General features: G+C 56.0%; 15 protein-coding genes. 7 read left to right on the top strand and 8 right to left on the bottom strand.

The genetic code is table 11. The features are described from left to right. Positions 1–41: 41 nt before the first annotated feature. Entirely contained in the window at positions 42–1,442 is a 1,401-nt protein-coding gene (locus tag LI336_RS02035; protein WP_227130950.1) for a J domain-containing protein, read from the bottom strand. 993 nt (positions 1,443–2,435) lie between these two features. On the opposite strand from LI336_RS02035, the gene LI336_RS02030 reads away from it, so the two are divergent. Further along, the gene (locus tag LI336_RS02030) at positions 2,436–2,963 is read left to right on the top strand and encodes a hypothetical protein (protein ID WP_227130949.1); all 528 of its coding nucleotides are present in this window, start codon (positions 2,436–2,438) and stop codon (positions 2,961–2,963) included. Positions 2,964–3,116: 153 nt separating this feature from the next. Here the strand turns inward: LI336_RS02030 and LI336_RS02025 are convergent, their stop codons facing one another. Continuing rightward, the gene (locus LI336_RS02025; RefSeq protein WP_227130948.1) at positions 3,117–4,013 is read right to left on the bottom strand and encodes a hypothetical protein; all 897 of its coding nucleotides are present in this window, start codon (positions 4,011–4,013) and stop codon (positions 3,117–3,119) included. Further along, complete coding sequence (locus LI336_RS02020; protein WP_227130947.1) at positions 4,010–5,104, bottom strand: hypothetical protein; 1,095 nt, start codon at positions 5,102–5,104, stop codon at positions 4,010–4,012. Before LI336_RS02020 ends, LI336_RS02025 begins: the two co-directional genes overlap by 4 nt. A gap of 367 nt (positions 5,105–5,471) precedes the next feature. Between LI336_RS02020 and LI336_RS02015 the strand changes: the two genes are divergently transcribed. After that, positions 5,472–5,882, top strand: coding sequence for a hypothetical protein (locus tag LI336_RS02015; protein ID WP_227130946.1), 411 nt, complete (start codon positions 5,472–5,474; stop codon positions 5,880–5,882). Positions 5,883–5,969: 87 nt separating this feature from the next. On the opposite strand, the gene LI336_RS02010 is transcribed toward LI336_RS02015, so the two are convergent. Further along, complete coding sequence (locus LI336_RS02010) at positions 5,970–6,602, bottom strand: hypothetical protein (protein WP_227130945.1); 633 nt, start codon at positions 6,600–6,602, stop codon at positions 5,970–5,972. A 158-nt stretch (positions 6,603–6,760) separates the two neighbouring features. Then, positions 6,761–7,543, bottom strand: coding sequence for a recombinase family protein (locus LI336_RS02005; RefSeq protein WP_227130944.1), 783 nt, complete (start codon positions 7,541–7,543; stop codon positions 6,761–6,763). Positions 7,544–8,037: 494 nt separating this feature from the next. Between LI336_RS02005 and LI336_RS02000 the strand changes: the two genes are divergently transcribed. From LI336_RS02000 to LI336_RS01985, 4 genes are all read left to right on the top strand, one after another. Then, positions 8,038–8,517: a hypothetical protein gene (locus LI336_RS02000; protein ID WP_227130943.1), complete on the top strand. Its 480-nt coding sequence runs from the start codon at positions 8,038–8,040 to the stop codon at positions 8,515–8,517. Continuing rightward, entirely contained in the window at positions 8,517–8,825 is a 309-nt protein-coding gene (locus LI336_RS01995; protein ID WP_227130942.1) for a hypothetical protein, read from the top strand. The genes LI336_RS02000 and LI336_RS01995 overlap by 1 nt, the downstream gene beginning before the upstream one ends. Beyond that, positions 8,825–9,157 (top strand): hypothetical protein, encoded by a 333-nt coding sequence (locus LI336_RS01990; RefSeq protein WP_227130941.1) that lies wholly within the window; start codon positions 8,825–8,827, stop codon positions 9,155–9,157. The genes LI336_RS01995 and LI336_RS01990 overlap by 1 nt, the downstream gene beginning before the upstream one ends. A gap of 807 nt (positions 9,158–9,964) precedes the next feature. Beyond that, positions 9,965–10,318 (top strand): DUF8216 family protein, encoded by a 354-nt coding sequence (locus tag LI336_RS01985; RefSeq protein WP_227130940.1) that lies wholly within the window; start codon positions 9,965–9,967, stop codon positions 10,316–10,318. Positions 10,319–10,595: 277 nt separating this feature from the next. Here LI336_RS01985 and LI336_RS01980 read toward each other — a convergent pair whose 3' ends face one another. Further along, complete coding sequence (locus tag LI336_RS01980) at positions 10,596–11,030, bottom strand: hypothetical protein (protein ID WP_227130939.1); 435 nt, start codon at positions 11,028–11,030, stop codon at positions 10,596–10,598. Between the two features lie 599 nt (positions 11,031–11,629). Continuing rightward, entirely contained in the window at positions 11,630–12,433 is an 804-nt protein-coding gene (locus LI336_RS01975) for a hypothetical protein (protein WP_227130938.1), read from the bottom strand. Between the two features lie 673 nt (positions 12,434–13,106). Between LI336_RS01975 and LI336_RS20550 the strand changes: the two genes are divergently transcribed. Continuing rightward, complete coding sequence (locus tag LI336_RS20550) at positions 13,107–13,274, top strand: glycine zipper domain-containing protein (RefSeq protein ID WP_497007366.1); 168 nt, start codon at positions 13,107–13,109, stop codon at positions 13,272–13,274. A 333-nt stretch (positions 13,275–13,607) separates the two neighbouring features. Here LI336_RS20550 and LI336_RS01970 read toward each other — a convergent pair whose 3' ends face one another. Beyond that, positions 13,608–14,405: a DUF4386 domain-containing protein gene (locus LI336_RS01970; protein ID WP_227130937.1), complete on the bottom strand. Its 798-nt coding sequence runs from the start codon at positions 14,403–14,405 to the stop codon at positions 13,608–13,610. Between the last annotated feature and the right edge of the window lie 250 nt (positions 14,406–14,655).

The following is a 14,655-nucleotide window of genomic DNA, read 5'->3' as shown; positions in this document are numbered from 1 at the left end:
ACGTATAAACGAATCGCAGCACCGGCCCGCAGTCCAGCGGTTCAGTCGAGGAGAGTCCTCTTCGCCTTGAGGACTCGCTGGTACCGCTCCACGTCAACATCCTCCTGTTCACCATCGCGTCCAGAGTCAGGGTGAACGTCCAACACGATGTCCTCGTAAGCGTCCCTGACCTGTTCCTCGGTCACGTCACCATCGAGACCAAGCACTTCGTAGGCCTCGTCCTCATCCATCACTGACCTCTCGCTACCGGAACCATAGGTCTCCTCAATCAACTCGTCAAGTTCGACGCGAACACGCCCATAATCACCGAGCCACGCCTCCAGCTCCTCGCTGCTGGACACGTCTGGAGCGGACGAGATGAGATTCCTCAACTCGCCGAGAGTGCGGTTGATGCCGGCGCGCGATTCGAGCGCAGCAATCGTCTTGATGAGTGCCCGTGAAGTCGCCAACATCTCCTCCCTTTCGGTGCGCTCACCTCTATCAACACGGTGTGTACTCGGAGACGACTGTGCCAACCTACACGCCGCGTCCAGCACTTGGCCAACCACCTTCTTAACGTAGGCCGACTCGTTCGTATAGTACCGCTTCCGCCCCCAGTCCATATACGCGGACACGTACTCTTCGACGGTCGTCTTGTATCGACACTCGACTCGATCGTCCATCATCGAAAAATCAACGCCCGCCGAAGCTCTGACATCCGCATATTCGAGCGCGGCTGCTCGCTGAACCGTCTCAGTCGCGTCGTCACCCACAACCAGTTCATCTTCCTCGGGATGTGGATACAGAACGCCTTCCTGCACCATTTTGTCGCGGTAATTGTACACCGATCCCCGGCTGACGTCCAGTCGCCGAAGCAGCTCCCGGACATCGCGCCAACCGACGGTGCCGTGCATTTTGCCCTCCTCGATCTGATGGTTAATCATTCCAGTCGTGGCGGGGACTAGATACCGCTTTGTCGCGGAGACCACCTCGGACTCAACGGCGTCGAGACTCTCCACCTCGCCCGGGGAGAGACACTCGTCGTGCGTGTACTCTCCAGCCAACGCATCGATTCGATGTTCGGTGTCGCTCGTGTTGTCCTCGGTGGGAACGAGCTCCTCGCTCGTCTCGTCGGAGTTGTCGTAATCAGTCCCCTCCTCAGAATTTTTATTTGGATTGCTACTCGCGGAGAATGAGGAGGGGTCAGAGAGCATCGCCATCATCTTCTCCTGGTTGTCGAGAACCTCTTCTATGCCCTTGGAGCCGTCTGACGTGGTCGAGAAGCCGGTTTCGTCTTCTACGAGGAACTGGCCGTCGTCGGTGATCGTCGAGCGGTCGCGGAGTCGCCGGAGAGCCTCGTCGATAACGCCCGCTTTGCCGAGATTTGTCGCGTCAGAGACTCGCTGGACGAAATCTTGGAGGTCTTCGTCGACTCGTTGCGTGTACGGTGTTCGCTTTCCCATCTACATTCGCATATTTACTATCAGTATACAAAAACGACTTGTCTGACACCCCACGACCCCCGTTAAACAACAAAATGTATACTTTATACAGTAGTAGTAGTAGTTGTACGACCTGCTTCGAGGCGAGAGAAGAGATGGCTGGAGTCCAAGGCAAAACGTGAACGGGAGAGTGAGGGTATCTACCGTGGAATCCGGGCTCTCGTCTCGCTCGGCCAACCACATTCTCTGAGCGGGCCGTTCCAAATAAAAATTCTCGCGGAGTTGTCAAAGTAGACAGCCAGCCCTTTGAACAGACCGCGACATTCGGACGCGGTTCCCAGCAAGAGTCGGGAGGAATCGATGCTGTCGGACGAGGGGCTTGACGATGTGGACGTTGTTCGTGTGAGGACACGCGACTCTTCGTGGTTCTGCGCTCTTTGCCCACCCCTAGGTTCCGATGAACGTGGAGACCCCAGGCTCGTCACAAAGGGTTCCTGCGAGGCTGGCTCTGCGAGACTTGAGGGGGGTTCCTCGTTGTGGCGATGTACTGGGTGTTTCTCCTCATCGATAATGTTCTGGGGCCTGTGTGCGTGCCCTGTGTGGATGTGGTGTCCTTCTCACACGCGTGGGTATCGCGACGCGCACGTGATTGGAGCTAGATATCTCCTCGTGATGTGGAGGGTTCCCTTGTTCGGCGACGGTGCTGGACTGTCCACACTGATCGATGAACCTATACTCTCCCTGGACGCCCCTCTGGGCTCGGGCCACGATGTCACTGAGTAGTCCCCTCTACGTCGGTCGTACCTGCCTTCTCCTTTCTCCCTTCGATGATGCGCCTCGCGATGCACGCGCCTCAACACGAGACGGGATTACCGCCCAGGTGGGGGTGTGTTGTACTGTCGGCGTGGGTGTCTGCTTTGGATTGAAGGGGGGATTTGAAGTATGATCCGACGGTGGGGAATTAGTCTAATTTTTTGTCAGGGGTTTTACTACTCGGTCGCGTACCTTCTACTGATGGGCGACAGGGCTCTGGACGACATCGGTTTGGAGAAACGTGATGTACAGGTGTTGCGTCGGGTGCAAGAGTACGGGAAGCCACTGACATCGACGTTGAAGGAGTCAGTTTGGTGGGCGGACGAGAACCAGCACATCCACTACCGACTCGACAAACTCGAAAAGTCCGGGTTCGTCGAGTCGTGGGGCGACGAGTATGTCGATTCACGCGGCCCACTTGACCCGAGGCGGGCGACGACGACTGATATGGGCGACTCAATTCTGGACGAGCTTGACCGAGACGATGAGAGGCCGGATGGTGTCGAGGAACGGTTGACTCGTGTTGAGAAGTCGTTGGATGCTATGGGTGACACGTATGGGAAAGTGAAGCAGCGTATCGTCGAACTTGAGGAGGCCGTTGACGAGTTGGAGGACGAGTTCGGCAGTGATCTCGAAGAACTCAACAACAGCATCGAGAACCTGAAGCGGTCGGTAGATGATGGCGGCGAGTCGCTCGCCGACGAACTGGTTTTCGGCGACGGAGAGTGATCTTTCACTGAACTATCCGTGTTTGAAGGCTTATGCCGACTCTTCGCGGGGTGAGGGGTTGTTGGACGTGGGAGTTGATTCCCCACGTGTCCGATAAAGTGTCTCAGGAGAGAAACCAGGTCAATTGATTGTTCCGTTACAGACGGGTCTGGGTCATTCGAAGTCGTCAAGCGACGTTTGCTCCAACTTCTCCTGAACGCCATCCACGAACTCGTCTACCTTCCGTTGAAGCGCCTGCAGGGACTTTGAGACCACCTTCCACTCGTCCTTGTTCCCCGCTTGCACATTCTCGATATGTTCGTCCAACCCTCGTCGCTGGTACTCCGTGAGGATGGTCTCGGTGTGCGCCCGCAGTTCGTTCTTCAGGTTGGTGTCGAGGTCAACCCACAACGGATGTGCGTCCTCGAGGAGATCGTCAGCGTCGAACCTGTCCTGCTCGAGTGCGATGTGAACGGTGGACTGGAGGATGGAGATGGTGAACTGGCGGTAGTCATCATCACCAGTCCCCACGTCGAATGGGTAGTAGTCTGTCGGCAGTCGGCGTGTGTCGGTGAAGATGGGGAACTCGTCTTGGAGATCGTCGAGGTTGAATTCGTAGTCCTCCAGTGTTCGGACGATATACTGGTTCGCATCCTCATCGAACTGAACGACCGCGAAGTCGTTGTCAGGTAGATGTGGGTTCTCGGCGAGGTCTTCGAAGGATGAGTACGCGAACTCGGCGTCGAAGTCCTCTGTGGCATCGGCAGCCGAGACGATACCGCGGGTCAGAAGCACTTCGGGCGATTGGTGGATTGACTCGTACTTCTCGTTCTGTTCTTCCTTGATGAAGTACGATTTGCAGTCGATGACGATGGAGTGGTTGTAAGCGCGGCTGGTGAGTATCAAATCCGGGTTCGCCGAGTCGCCCTCGTGGACGAAGCTCGGATCGATGATGTCGACGGTGTAGCCGAGGTTTCGGAGTGTGTCGGGGAACGTCCTGTCGAGTTGGCACAGACCGATCCACGCATTTATTTGCAGGGTGTGATCGGAGAGATTCTCCATCGCGCTCATTCTTCCACCTCCATCGTCGCGTTGGAGTCGTAGTGCCGTTGGATGTTCGAGTAGATTCGAAGGGCTGTATTCCCACACGCCTCATCGCCGAGGTAGAGTCGGAGCCACTCTGGACAGATTTCGATGGTGTATTTGTCGTTGTTGTGAAGATCTACTCCCTTGACCTTCCAATACTGGTCATCGAGCTTGGTTTTCGCACCCCAGAGACGGAGCGGGTTCTTCGCTGTAACGACGTTCTCAACGAACTCACGTACGTCCTCAATTTCGTTGTCCAGCTCGATGACTACGGGTGTGCCGTCCATCCCTGTACCGTGTTCTCTGGACTCGTAGGAGAGACGGTGGTTCTCTTCGATTTTCCGCAGAAGGGTTGCGTACCGCTCCTTGATTTCGGCGACGGTATCCAGGTGTAGTTGGATGGAGTCGCCACCGCTTGTGGTGAAGCGGCCGTTGTGGGTCACTCGCTCCAAGATGAACGAGCCGTTCACGTTTCGTTTGATGCCGACGCTGGAGAGGCTGAGGAAGCTGGATAGTTCGTCGTGACTGTCGAGTATGTCGAATAGAGTGCCTGTCCCCCGACCGCTGCTACGCACGGAGAGATCGCCGAAGGCCAGTTTGTCCTCGATGTAGTCCTCGGAGAAGACGTCGTCCGCGTCATAATTGACTCCTACGTCACGGAACTCCCCCATATCCATGATCTCACGCTGCTGTTCGATGGGCATCCACGTGTAGTCGAGTCCGTTCCGGACGCCGCTGACCATATCGGCGACGACGTTCTTTGCGTCCTCGGACTCCTCAAGCGTGTATAGCGTCCAGAATCTGGAGTCTTTGTGATCCAGGAAGAAGGTGTGGTTGGTACCGTTCCGCCGGATAACGAGTTCTTGTAAATCGAAGTCCACCTCGCGAGTCTCAGTGATGTCTACCTGTTCGCGGAGTTCGTCCGGGGTGACGTTGGACTCGATGAGGAAGGTTTTGAGCATCGTCTGCCCGGGTTTGAGTTCTTGGTCTTCCACCAACTCATCGTAGGTGCCTTCGATGGTGTGTTGGAAGACGTCGAAGAGGTCTCGTCTACTCTGGATTGACGTGGTGGACATCGTTGTTTTCGTTGGTGTCGTCTCGTGGCTGACTCTTGTTCACCGTCTGTGTTAATGATTATCAAACCACGGTGAAAGTGGAGTCATTACCTCACGTCGGAACATCTTCTGTTGTTCTGCGAAACGGATGTTTAAATCCGTGGTGGTGTCTCCCTGCCGTTTAACTTATTAGTAGACATATGTATTAGTGTGAACGTGAGACGTAGAGTGCGGAGAATCGCATCGTCTGTCGCTGGAGTTCCTTTCGTCCTCGGTGGCGTTCTCGGCGTGGTTTAGCATCGCGATCCCGAGATGGAGTCTTGCACCGAAGTTGTACTTGGGGCGACGGTACCCCGTGTTCTATTACCCCCCGTTCAAATGATGGATTATGGTATCTCTCCTCGCTATTATCGGCGGTCTCTTCGCAGCCGGCGGTCTCGGTACGTATGCAGCAAAGGTGTTCATCGTAGACCCGATACGCGAATATCGGCAGGTTCGCCGAGATGTTTCACAGGACTTGGTGGACTACGCGAACGTGATCGCGAACCCGGGAAGTGGTGAGTCGAATCGAATTGACGAGGCGGAGGACGCCTTCAGGGGCCACGCGTCGAAGCTGAAGGCGGCTATTGACGACATCCCGATGTATGGCCTCTGGGCGCGGCTGAGACTCGTTCCGCCGAGGGGTGACGTGCTGGAGGCGAAGCGGCAATTGATTGGTCTGTCGAACTCGCTTCAACGTGGCCGCGTGGAGTGGAACGACGAGATGCGGAACAAACTCGAGAATTTGCTTGGGTTGTAGGAGGTGGCGAGTCCACAGTTTGATTTGTGGGTCGGGGTGTCCGCGATCCCCGCGTTTGAGGACGTCAACTGATGCCAGTGTACAGACCTACTCTTCTGACTCAGCATTGATAGGACGAACTCGTCCTTCTATTGTGATCATCAAGTTCTCATAACCGAGAATCTTGTTCATCTCCTCGATTATCTCCCTCCGACGTTCTTCGGCGTCAATATGCCGTCTCCTATCGACGAGTGATTCCATCACCACCACTACGTTCTCGTAGTCGTCCTCGTTGAGATCGCGGAGGTGTTGATGGATGATCTTGTCGCGGTTGGCGAGGGTGTACTTGTCGGGGTAGTTTGGAGATGGGATGTCTGCGGACTCGAAGATACGATTTATTTCCTCCCGTTCTGGTGTCTGACTTGCCTTGGTATTCCTGCCATCGAACTCTTTACGCAACCCGTCAAGCGACTTGTGGTAGGCGATGCACTTAGCCAGTCTTGCGAGCGTCTCGTCGCCGAACTTTTGAACTGCTTTGAGCCGTTCGAGGTGCTCGCCACCTTCGGTGTTGAGTTCCTCAACCTGTTCGGCACTCACGTACACCTTCTGTAGTTCCTCCCATTTAGGAGTCCAGACGTACTCCCTGCCGCGGCTGTCGGTGAAGATCACGTCCATCTTGATTCGCCCATCGGGGAACGTACCGATGGAGTCGATCTCATCGAACTTCAGCCGGTCAGACATATCCGCGTGTTTCGCTCACTCCGTTAAAATTCCAACCGGTACCGACCGCACTCTCGGCAGCGCGGACGTCCGACCGAAGATGCTATTCCAGTAGTCGGGAGCTTGTGACCGCCCCGTTAGTGCAAGAAGTAGTTCTGGCCGGTGTGCAAGCGGTTGCGCTACTTGCCGAATTCTTGTTCTTCGAGTGCTTTGAGGTCATTTCTGGTTCTCTCGGCGAGTCCGTCGACGGCTTCGTGGGCCCTGTCCTCGTTCAGCTGCTCGCCGAGGTAGATGTCACGACGTTCGACGACGCTCGGAACCGTTCGGCGAGGAACGCCAATCTGTCGCTGAATGCGTCGGTCTGACCAGCCGAGCTCTTCCTTGGCGATGATTGCTTGGACGGCCTTCTCGTACTCCTCGTCGTCGGGCCGGAGGTTACCGTCCTCGCTGGTGAATCCGTAGATGGGACGACCGATCCTCTTACCGGCCTCTTCGGCTGCTCGTAGGCCGTCGAGGGTTCGCTGTTTGATCATCTCGTGTTCGATATCGGCAGCGAAGGAGAGGCCGTAGAGGATGGCCTTCTGTTCGAGGTTGAGTTCCTGGGTTTCGGGTTCGATGTGGAGGCCGTCGTTGACGACGACGAGTCCACATCCGTTGTCCTCGACGATTTGGTGGACGGCATCGTTGAGGTCACGCATGTTGCGGCCGAGGCGGGTGATGGAGCGGACGATGACGCGTCTGGTCTCGCCTTCGCGGACACGGCGCATCATCTCTTGGTATCCGTTGCGGTCTGTGTTGCCTCCGGTGGCCTCGTCTTCGAGGACGTCGATGTTGGAGGGTTGCAGTCCGATTTCTTCGGTGGCGTGTTTCCACAACTTGGTCTTCTGCTGGGCGATGTTCTGGTTGGGAGTCGAGACTCGTGCGTAGATCGTTGTGTCGCAAATCGTGTTATTCTCTGGCATAGTTGGCGGGGATTGTGAGGGGTGTTGGGCTGCCCGGCTGCCCACCTATGTGGTTGTAATAACGAACGCCACTTCTCGCCCTTGAGAAGGACTCTCGGGCGAGAACCATCCGGTTCTGACCCATCACGCACTTGATGGTAGTCGATCATGACGAATAAACGCCGGGCAGTCAAGTACTGCGTTGACTGGGTGACGCGTGGTGTAGCCCACCCCAGATTTCACGAGAGTTGACTGACCCCCTCGTACAGATTTACATCGGAACCCATGGGGGTGAGTAACGCTGCTAGTGCAGTGCAGCGCAACTATGGCTTAACCTATCCGCCTGAAATTATGTTGTTTCTCAAAAAGGAGAACTATTAATTAGCAATCGGCCGAATACTTAATCACAGTGATATGATGGCGCCGCGAAAATGAGCTAGACCACGCAAACGGCCGAACCACGGACGAACAGATCGCGAAGCAATCGAGAAATTCAACCCCCTAAAGAGACATCCATGACCGAAGCAAACCCGCAGTTCGCCAAGATCACGTTCAGTAACGAAGCTATCGCCAGCGACATCGTTGACACGATTCTCGGTATCATCCACGACAGCCTCCTCAAGGAGGCCACCGGCGATGACACCGACCATGTCCTCGGCTCCGCTGCTGTCGAAGTCCATAGTCGCATCACACACGCGGACGAACTGACATATCTCTCCATCGAGACCGCCAGTCGCGACGAGAATCTCAAATCCATCGCGCTCGCTACCGAACTCCACAGCAGGCTCGCCTTGGAAGTCGGTGAGATTTCGCCGGAGTACGACGCGCGCCAACACATTGAAACTAACCGTGCCGCTGAGGCCGCCGACAACCTGATTCGCGGAGTGACTGACGAACTCGCGACACAAGCGCACAAAGCCGTTGATAAGGAACAGCGCGAACTCGTGGTGAACATCATCGAAGAACTCGGTACTCGCGTTGGGGGTGGGGCCTGATGGCGGTCTTCTTCGCCACCGAGGAAGTCGACCTCATCGGCGCACACTTCGAAGACGACCGAGAGAACCCCCACGAGTCGGCAATGTACGTCTGGTATGCACCCATCGAAGAGGAGATGAAGAATGAGTCTCCCAACAGTTCCGACCGAGGCGTCCATACGACCGTGATTGAAAAGCTCCACGCCGATGACGGGCTTGACGAGATCTTGAACGCCCTCGGCGAAGTCCCCAATAGCCGTATTCGCGGGGGTCACCGATGGGCAGAGGAGGCTCGTGCCGAAGACAGCGAAAAAGGGGGTGACAACTGATGCTGTCCCAGAAAGACGTCGAGAACGTCCTCGGCCGCATCAATGGCGACGTGGAGTGGGAGTACTGGCGAGACAGCGGCCGCTTCAACTGCTGGTTCCTCTCCGGCGGCAACTGGCTGTTGCAGGTCTCCCACACAGACAATACTCTCGCCATCAGCGACCTGCGAGATGATGACGGCTGCGAGATGGCTATTGCGGAGTACAATGGCGACCGCCTCGCCGTCGCGTTCGTCGCACTTACCGGAGCCAACCCACAGGAAGCCTTCGAACATCTCCGCGAACATTCGGCGTCAACCGTCGTCTACGGAAATATTACTCTCGTTCAACATTAGGGCCGCATCAGTACTGGGTATTCTCGAGAAGTTCGCAAGGTCGTAGATTCTATACCTGCTAGGATGAATAGTCCGTTCAGTCGAGCCTGCAAGTCACACACTGAATTACCGTGACGATGATTAGTCGGCTTGAGTGTCTTGGTTACGGGTATGAGACACAACGGAGATTGTGAAAACGGCGAAAACTTATATTCTACTTCCCGGTTTGGCAGATATGGAGAACAAACGATTGTCGATGTTGCTGGCGGTGGTGAGTTCCACTGTGCTGTTTCTCTTGGTGTCCGGTGTTGGGCCAGTAGTCCTATGGGATCTTTATCTAATCGCCGGTCTGGCAGCCGTTCTCGCAATTGCGTCTTGTGTGATCTACCCTCAGATTAGGGCTGCTATCATCGTTTGCTCTGCCGCCCTGTACCCTTACTTCTTGAGTCACTGTTCGGACGTGCTCCAGAGTGGGAGCGACTCTGCCGCGTTGGGTAGCCTTGCCGCTGGTTTCCCGTGCCTATTCCCCCCTCAGGGGGGTATAGTTTCGATGCTACTCGTTGGGGTACCCGGGACACTCAGCTATGCTCTGCCGCTGGCTGTTTTAAGCTATTTAGGAGCCAGTCAAATCGTGAATCGATTCTTGGATAGGGAATACGCCCACTCACACTACCAATAAGTTCTTCCGAGTGTTGGCGAATCCGGTTATGATTTCTGCTGAATTCTTCGGCTGTATCTATCGATTCGTCACCACCGCACCACCAGTGTGTGAACTGTCCTACGACATCCTCATCATATACTAAAGCAGCGAGATACTACTGCTGCTGAATGGCCCCAGGTGACGCGTTCGACCAGTTCGGAGAATATCTTTTACGCTTCATTGCCCCACCGATGGCCATCATCATACCGGTGATCTTTAGTCTATCACTCTGGGGAGCGGTTGCGGCCGGGATTGTCGCTGTAATACTGAACGCGCTCGTGTTGGCGTATCTCGTGTTCGTTGCTCGTACCTGGAACGTAGCCTCTATAATGGGCGTCGTCGGAGCATTCGTGTTTCAGTATCTGTTCGTTCCAAGTGTCCTGCAGGAACTCGTCTCACCAGCGTTCGAAGCCCTCCTGTATGTCCTCGGCGCCGCATTCATCGTTGCACTCGGGTATCTGGTAATTAAGAACTGGAGTTAGATACCTCGGTCGGTTGAAAGATTCTGGAAAGCACCCTCACCGGCTTCCAGTCAAGTGTATGGGACACAGGTCGAGGTTCAAAGCTCGCGAAGAGTATCGCTAGGAACAGCGTGAAGAACGCGAGGAAACCTAGAGCCTCACCCGGAAACCGGTCAGATACGCTCGCACACTGGCGGCGTTTCTGCGTGCATTCGGCGGCACGCTCGCGAACAAAGCCAGCGCCCACGTCTAAGGTACCGCCCACCGCTGCAGACGTCGCGAATAGCCACGCCCGCACTCAGACTAGGTTCGGGATCGAGTGTGCCGACTCCACGGTCACATCGTCGACGTTCTCGACCTTGCTGGTGTTCGCCTTCAGCCAGTCCTCCGCCTCGCTGGTCTGCCGCTTCGGAACGAGGAGCACTCGCTTATACCCAGCTTGTCTGAAGTCGTTCAGCTGCTTGATCGCGTGATGCTGGTCGTTCTTGATGCCCTCTATGGTCTCTGCCTCGACGAGGAGGGACTGGTAGTCGAAGTCCTTCAGGATGAGGTCGGGTTTTCCGTCGATTCCGTCGACGACGTTCAATGTGTCGCCGTCCTCGGTTCCTCTCGGATCGACGTGGTCGGTATGGATGGTGGCTTCGCCGTTCGTCTCCCGGTGGAGCTTCTCTGCGGCTCGCTTGATGACGTATTCTTCTTCGGTAAGGTCTCCCAGGTGATGGAGTATCGCCATACAGTTCCAATGACTCTACAATGATATGAAGGCGATCCATCCGGAGTGAAAGTGAAACTGGAGTCCAACCGGGAAAGACAAGCAAGCACCGGGTCGAAATACTTCCGACTCGCTACTCAAAATAGCCGTATTCGGTCTCTCGCATCACACGCAGGAAGTCCTCCCCTATAATTCCTAGCAGACGCTGATAATACACTCATAGGAATGGTCACTGAGATAACTTTAACTAACGATACCATCTGTAGCTGTTGGTGGGTGAGAACGATTCTATGACACCTTCACCCCAACGCTGACCGTCTGCCCATCCATCGTCATGTTCAATCATATGAACGAACCGGGCCAGTACTCCCCCGGTAATTCGCGTTATTCCGGTAGGCGCTTCGTGGTTGATTTTCCACAAGGTGTAGAGCCGTCAAATGGCGTTAATACTCGCCTCTCCTTGCAATTGAGAACCGCCCACCTACGGGTGATACGACGTCTAAACGAGAATGTTGGTTTCGTCAAGTCAACTTGCTTCTCTGGATAGATCCACGAGCTGGCTTCCGTATCGACACGGATGTGGACTTATGTGGAAGAGAGAGGACTGTGCGTTCGACGAGTTAGTTCTGACTCCCACCGCGCCCGGTTCCCTCCGCGCGGAACGCAGGATTCTCGGGGGACTCGGCCTCGACGGCCTCAACGATCTGGGCCATCTCGTCCGAGACGTGCTCCTGGGGGAGGTGAGGCCAGACATGGCAGACCTCCCATGCTACCGCCTGCGCCTTTGCAGTGTAGTTGTTCACTGACTGCCAGACCGACTGGTAGGTCACGTCGTCGCCCAGCAGGCGGTTGATGCGCTGGTAGTCGTCGATGCCGTCGACCCAGCAGGCGGCGATGTCGGCCTCGCGCGGATACAGTGCCGAGTTCGCCTCGATGATCTGGGCGACCTCCTCGCGAGTCAGTTCGTCTTCACCGTCCTCGTCGGCGGGAACGCGCTCGCCGGCGAGGATGGCCTCCTCGGCGTCCGAGAGGTCGGTCGCCTGCCAGAGCCGCGTGTGCGCTCTGCCGTCGCCGTCCACTGCGTCGTACACGACGACGGCCTCGTCGCGCTCCGGGTACAGCCACGCGTCCGAGATTTCGATGTCGTCGGTGTCGACGCCACGTCGAGAGAGGAGGCGTACGGCCTCTCGACGCCCGACTGATGAGTACCTGTACTCTGGCGGTTCGTCAGTATAGAACGCCTTTCGCGGGGCGTCGAGAGCGACCTCGACGGGATCTCGCACGTTGGCGCGGTTGACGTCGTCCGGCCAGTAGATCGTCCAGTCTTCGTCGAGGAGCGCGTCGTGAACCTCCTCTGGTGCTTTAGGTTCGAGGACAAGCGCATCATCCTCGTCGACGACCGTCCACGCCTCGTATGTGGCCACCTCGTCACCGGTGTCCCATCCAACGATGCGGTCGCACTGTCTGTCATCTGATGCCGGTTCGACCTCTACTGGAGAGCCCAGAATACCTGGATTTTGGTGCTGATTCTATAAGAACCAATCGGATAATTTATAATTCGGGGTTGGGGTGGGTCACTGGCAGGAGAGGATTACCAACGCTCCCGAGATGGACTCAGTTTGGGAGTACTTTGTCGCAGATGAAGACGAGATTGGTGATGTCATCGAGATGATTGAGGCCGTCGAGGACGGTTTCTCCCAACGTGACACGGCTCGTTCGGTCGGAACCGTAAATCCGGCCGCAGCGTTCTGGAGTTGTCGTGAGAAACATTAGTTTGTCTATGTTTGAGGACGTCAAGTGTGGGGTTTTCATCTCTGATTTCCGTTTCGTCTTCTTAGCCGCCGAGTGCGAACCCGCGATAACCCCTGTGCATGAGGGTGTCATAGAACGATTCACAAGGTATTGTTTGCACCCATGATTTGGCCAATCAGCCGTTATGTAGGCGTGCGAATATCCCGGCAAGGATTCTATCAGGTTCGGTCGAGGTTCATAGAGCCATGCTGAATACACAGCTCGTACCGGTCACGGAAGACTGCTCCCGACGGACGAGAGTGGCGGAGAAAAGCATATACCCACGACAAGACTCTCTTCCCTACCGTGTCTGACTCAGAAACAACGGGGCAGGGAGTTGCGCTTGGTGTTGGTGTCGGCCTCACTTTTGGTGTCGTTGTGGGTGTGGCCATAGATAATATCGGTCTCGGAATCGGGGTCGGGATGGCCCTCGGAGCCGCACTCGGCCTCGTGTGGGATCAACAGGAGGCGTAGGCTACGGGACGACGTATTTGCACATGCTTCCTGTCTTCCCATGCATCTCTCAGGCGTGAATGAAAGAATAGTGGCTTGCTTCATACACTCTTTTACATTTCTCAGGGTGGGTTGTGCCAGAATCCGGGTGGGTTCCGGCAACCGTGCTGAATAGAGAGTGCTTGTAGGTTCGGCGAGATGACAGAGTCAGTGTCATACAGCGGTAGATGCATTCCTCGGTAGATTACGAACGGCGGCATCTCCGCGACAGTACGCCTCCCCGGGTTGACCCGCTCAAGAATTCCCACGTGAGGCTCCGGATTTCCATAACCACTCTTGCGGTCAATTCCAGTCTCAGGTCATCACGGACACTGACTGGTCGTCCACGCTATCCTCGGCGGGGCTGATTCGGCGCCCGTAGACGAGCAGCCAGAGAATCAGCAAAACCTCACCCACGAACGTGAACACAGCGACCTCGAAGGTGTAGCCAGCCAACAGCACCCGCCCGAAACTATCCACCACGTAGCCAGCCCCAGCGATAACAAGGAGAAGTCCCAATACCTTTGGCACGTAGCCCGAGGTGTACGACCGAACAGCGTCGGACTTGTACAGCAGATAGCCGACCAACATCAGATGGAGGCCCACCAGAATCAGTGCGCCGTCCCATATATTGTAAAACGACTCGATGCTCAGCAGTGCCTGTGCGTACTGTTGCTCCGTGGTGAATCCTGCCCCGGTCGCACCCAGTAGCTGTGGGACGCTCATGAGCTGACTGATCGCGACGATGAAGATGCCAGCGAAGACGGCTCTAAACCACGCAGAGAGGAGTGCGATACCAGCGTGTACCGGCTTGAACACGGTGTACAACGCCCACGCAACGATTAAATCGAGTACGGCGACCGCGAAGAGGCTCGCGACGCCGAGTCGGAACGTGGCTTCGTCGCCCAAGACGGCGGTCGCTGTTGCAGTAGCATCCCCCGGAGAGATGAGTCCGTCTAACACCACAAAGTTAGCGAACACAGCGAGGACGGTCATCGACAAGAGTGCGAGTCCAGCGATCACGCTCGCTCGCCCGACGGACGTCTCCGTCGTGGACGGCCGATGATACTCTATGCTCCGCTCCTGATCTGGGGTAACAGCTGCTCCAGCCATGCATTTCTAGAGGTATCCAACCAGCATAACCCTCTCTCCAGACCCTCCGAGTGCCCCTGATGCCCAAGAACACAATCCGTTCGACCGTATCGGCTGTACTTCTTACGTGCGGGTGTGGTGCGATACACCCCAGCAGAACGTCCCCAGTCGGACGCGCCGCTGTGCCGAACAGATGGGGGCGGCAGAAGGCCCGCGGACTCGGTTATCGAACGGAGCGTGCGGAATGCTTAGTGCCATCTGAGTTGTATTA

This window comes from Halorubellus salinus, from assembly GCF_020567525.1.
In the GTDB taxonomy this organism is placed as follows: Archaea; Halobacteriota; Halobacteria; order Halobacteriales; family Natrialbaceae; genus Halorubellus; species Halorubellus salinus.
The sequence above is the reverse complement of the archived record's forward strand: the minus strand, read 5'-3'. Positions and strand labels throughout refer to the sequence as shown.

Coding starts and splice junctions, on each gene's coding strand:
- LI336_RS02005 (WP_227130944.1), bottom strand. CDS start 7,543: ATGCCAGAGAATAACACGATTTGCGACACAACGATCTACGCACGAGTC.
- LI336_RS02010 (WP_227130945.1), bottom strand. CDS start 6,602: ATGTCTGACCGGCTGAAGTTCGATGAGATCGACTCCATCGGTACGTTC.
- LI336_RS01985 (WP_227130940.1), top strand. CDS start 9,965: ATGGCCCCAGGTGACGCGTTCGACCAGTTCGGAGAATATCTTTTACGC.
- LI336_RS02020 (WP_227130947.1), bottom strand. CDS start 5,104: ATGTCCACCACGTCAATCCAGAGTAGACGAGACCTCTTCGACGTCTTC.
- LI336_RS02015 (WP_227130946.1), top strand. CDS start 5,472: ATGGTATCTCTCCTCGCTATTATCGGCGGTCTCTTCGCAGCCGGCGGT.
- LI336_RS01980 (WP_227130939.1), bottom strand. CDS start 11,030: ATGGCGATACTCCATCACCTGGGAGACCTTACCGAAGAAGAATACGTC.
- LI336_RS02030 (WP_227130949.1), top strand. CDS start 2,436: ATGGGCGACAGGGCTCTGGACGACATCGGTTTGGAGAAACGTGATGTA.
- LI336_RS01990 (WP_227130941.1), top strand. CDS start 8,825: ATGCTGTCCCAGAAAGACGTCGAGAACGTCCTCGGCCGCATCAATGGC.
- LI336_RS02000 (WP_227130943.1), top strand. CDS start 8,038: ATGACCGAAGCAAACCCGCAGTTCGCCAAGATCACGTTCAGTAACGAA.
- LI336_RS02025 (WP_227130948.1), bottom strand. CDS start 4,013: ATGAGCGCGATGGAGAATCTCTCCGATCACACCCTGCAAATAAATGCG.
- LI336_RS01970 (WP_227130937.1), bottom strand. CDS start 14,405: ATGGCTGGAGCAGCTGTTACCCCAGATCAGGAGCGGAGCATAGAGTAT.
- LI336_RS01995 (WP_227130942.1), top strand. CDS start 8,517: ATGGCGGTCTTCTTCGCCACCGAGGAAGTCGACCTCATCGGCGCACAC.
- LI336_RS02035 (WP_227130950.1), bottom strand. CDS start 1,442: ATGGGAAAGCGAACACCGTACACGCAACGAGTCGACGAAGACCTCCAA.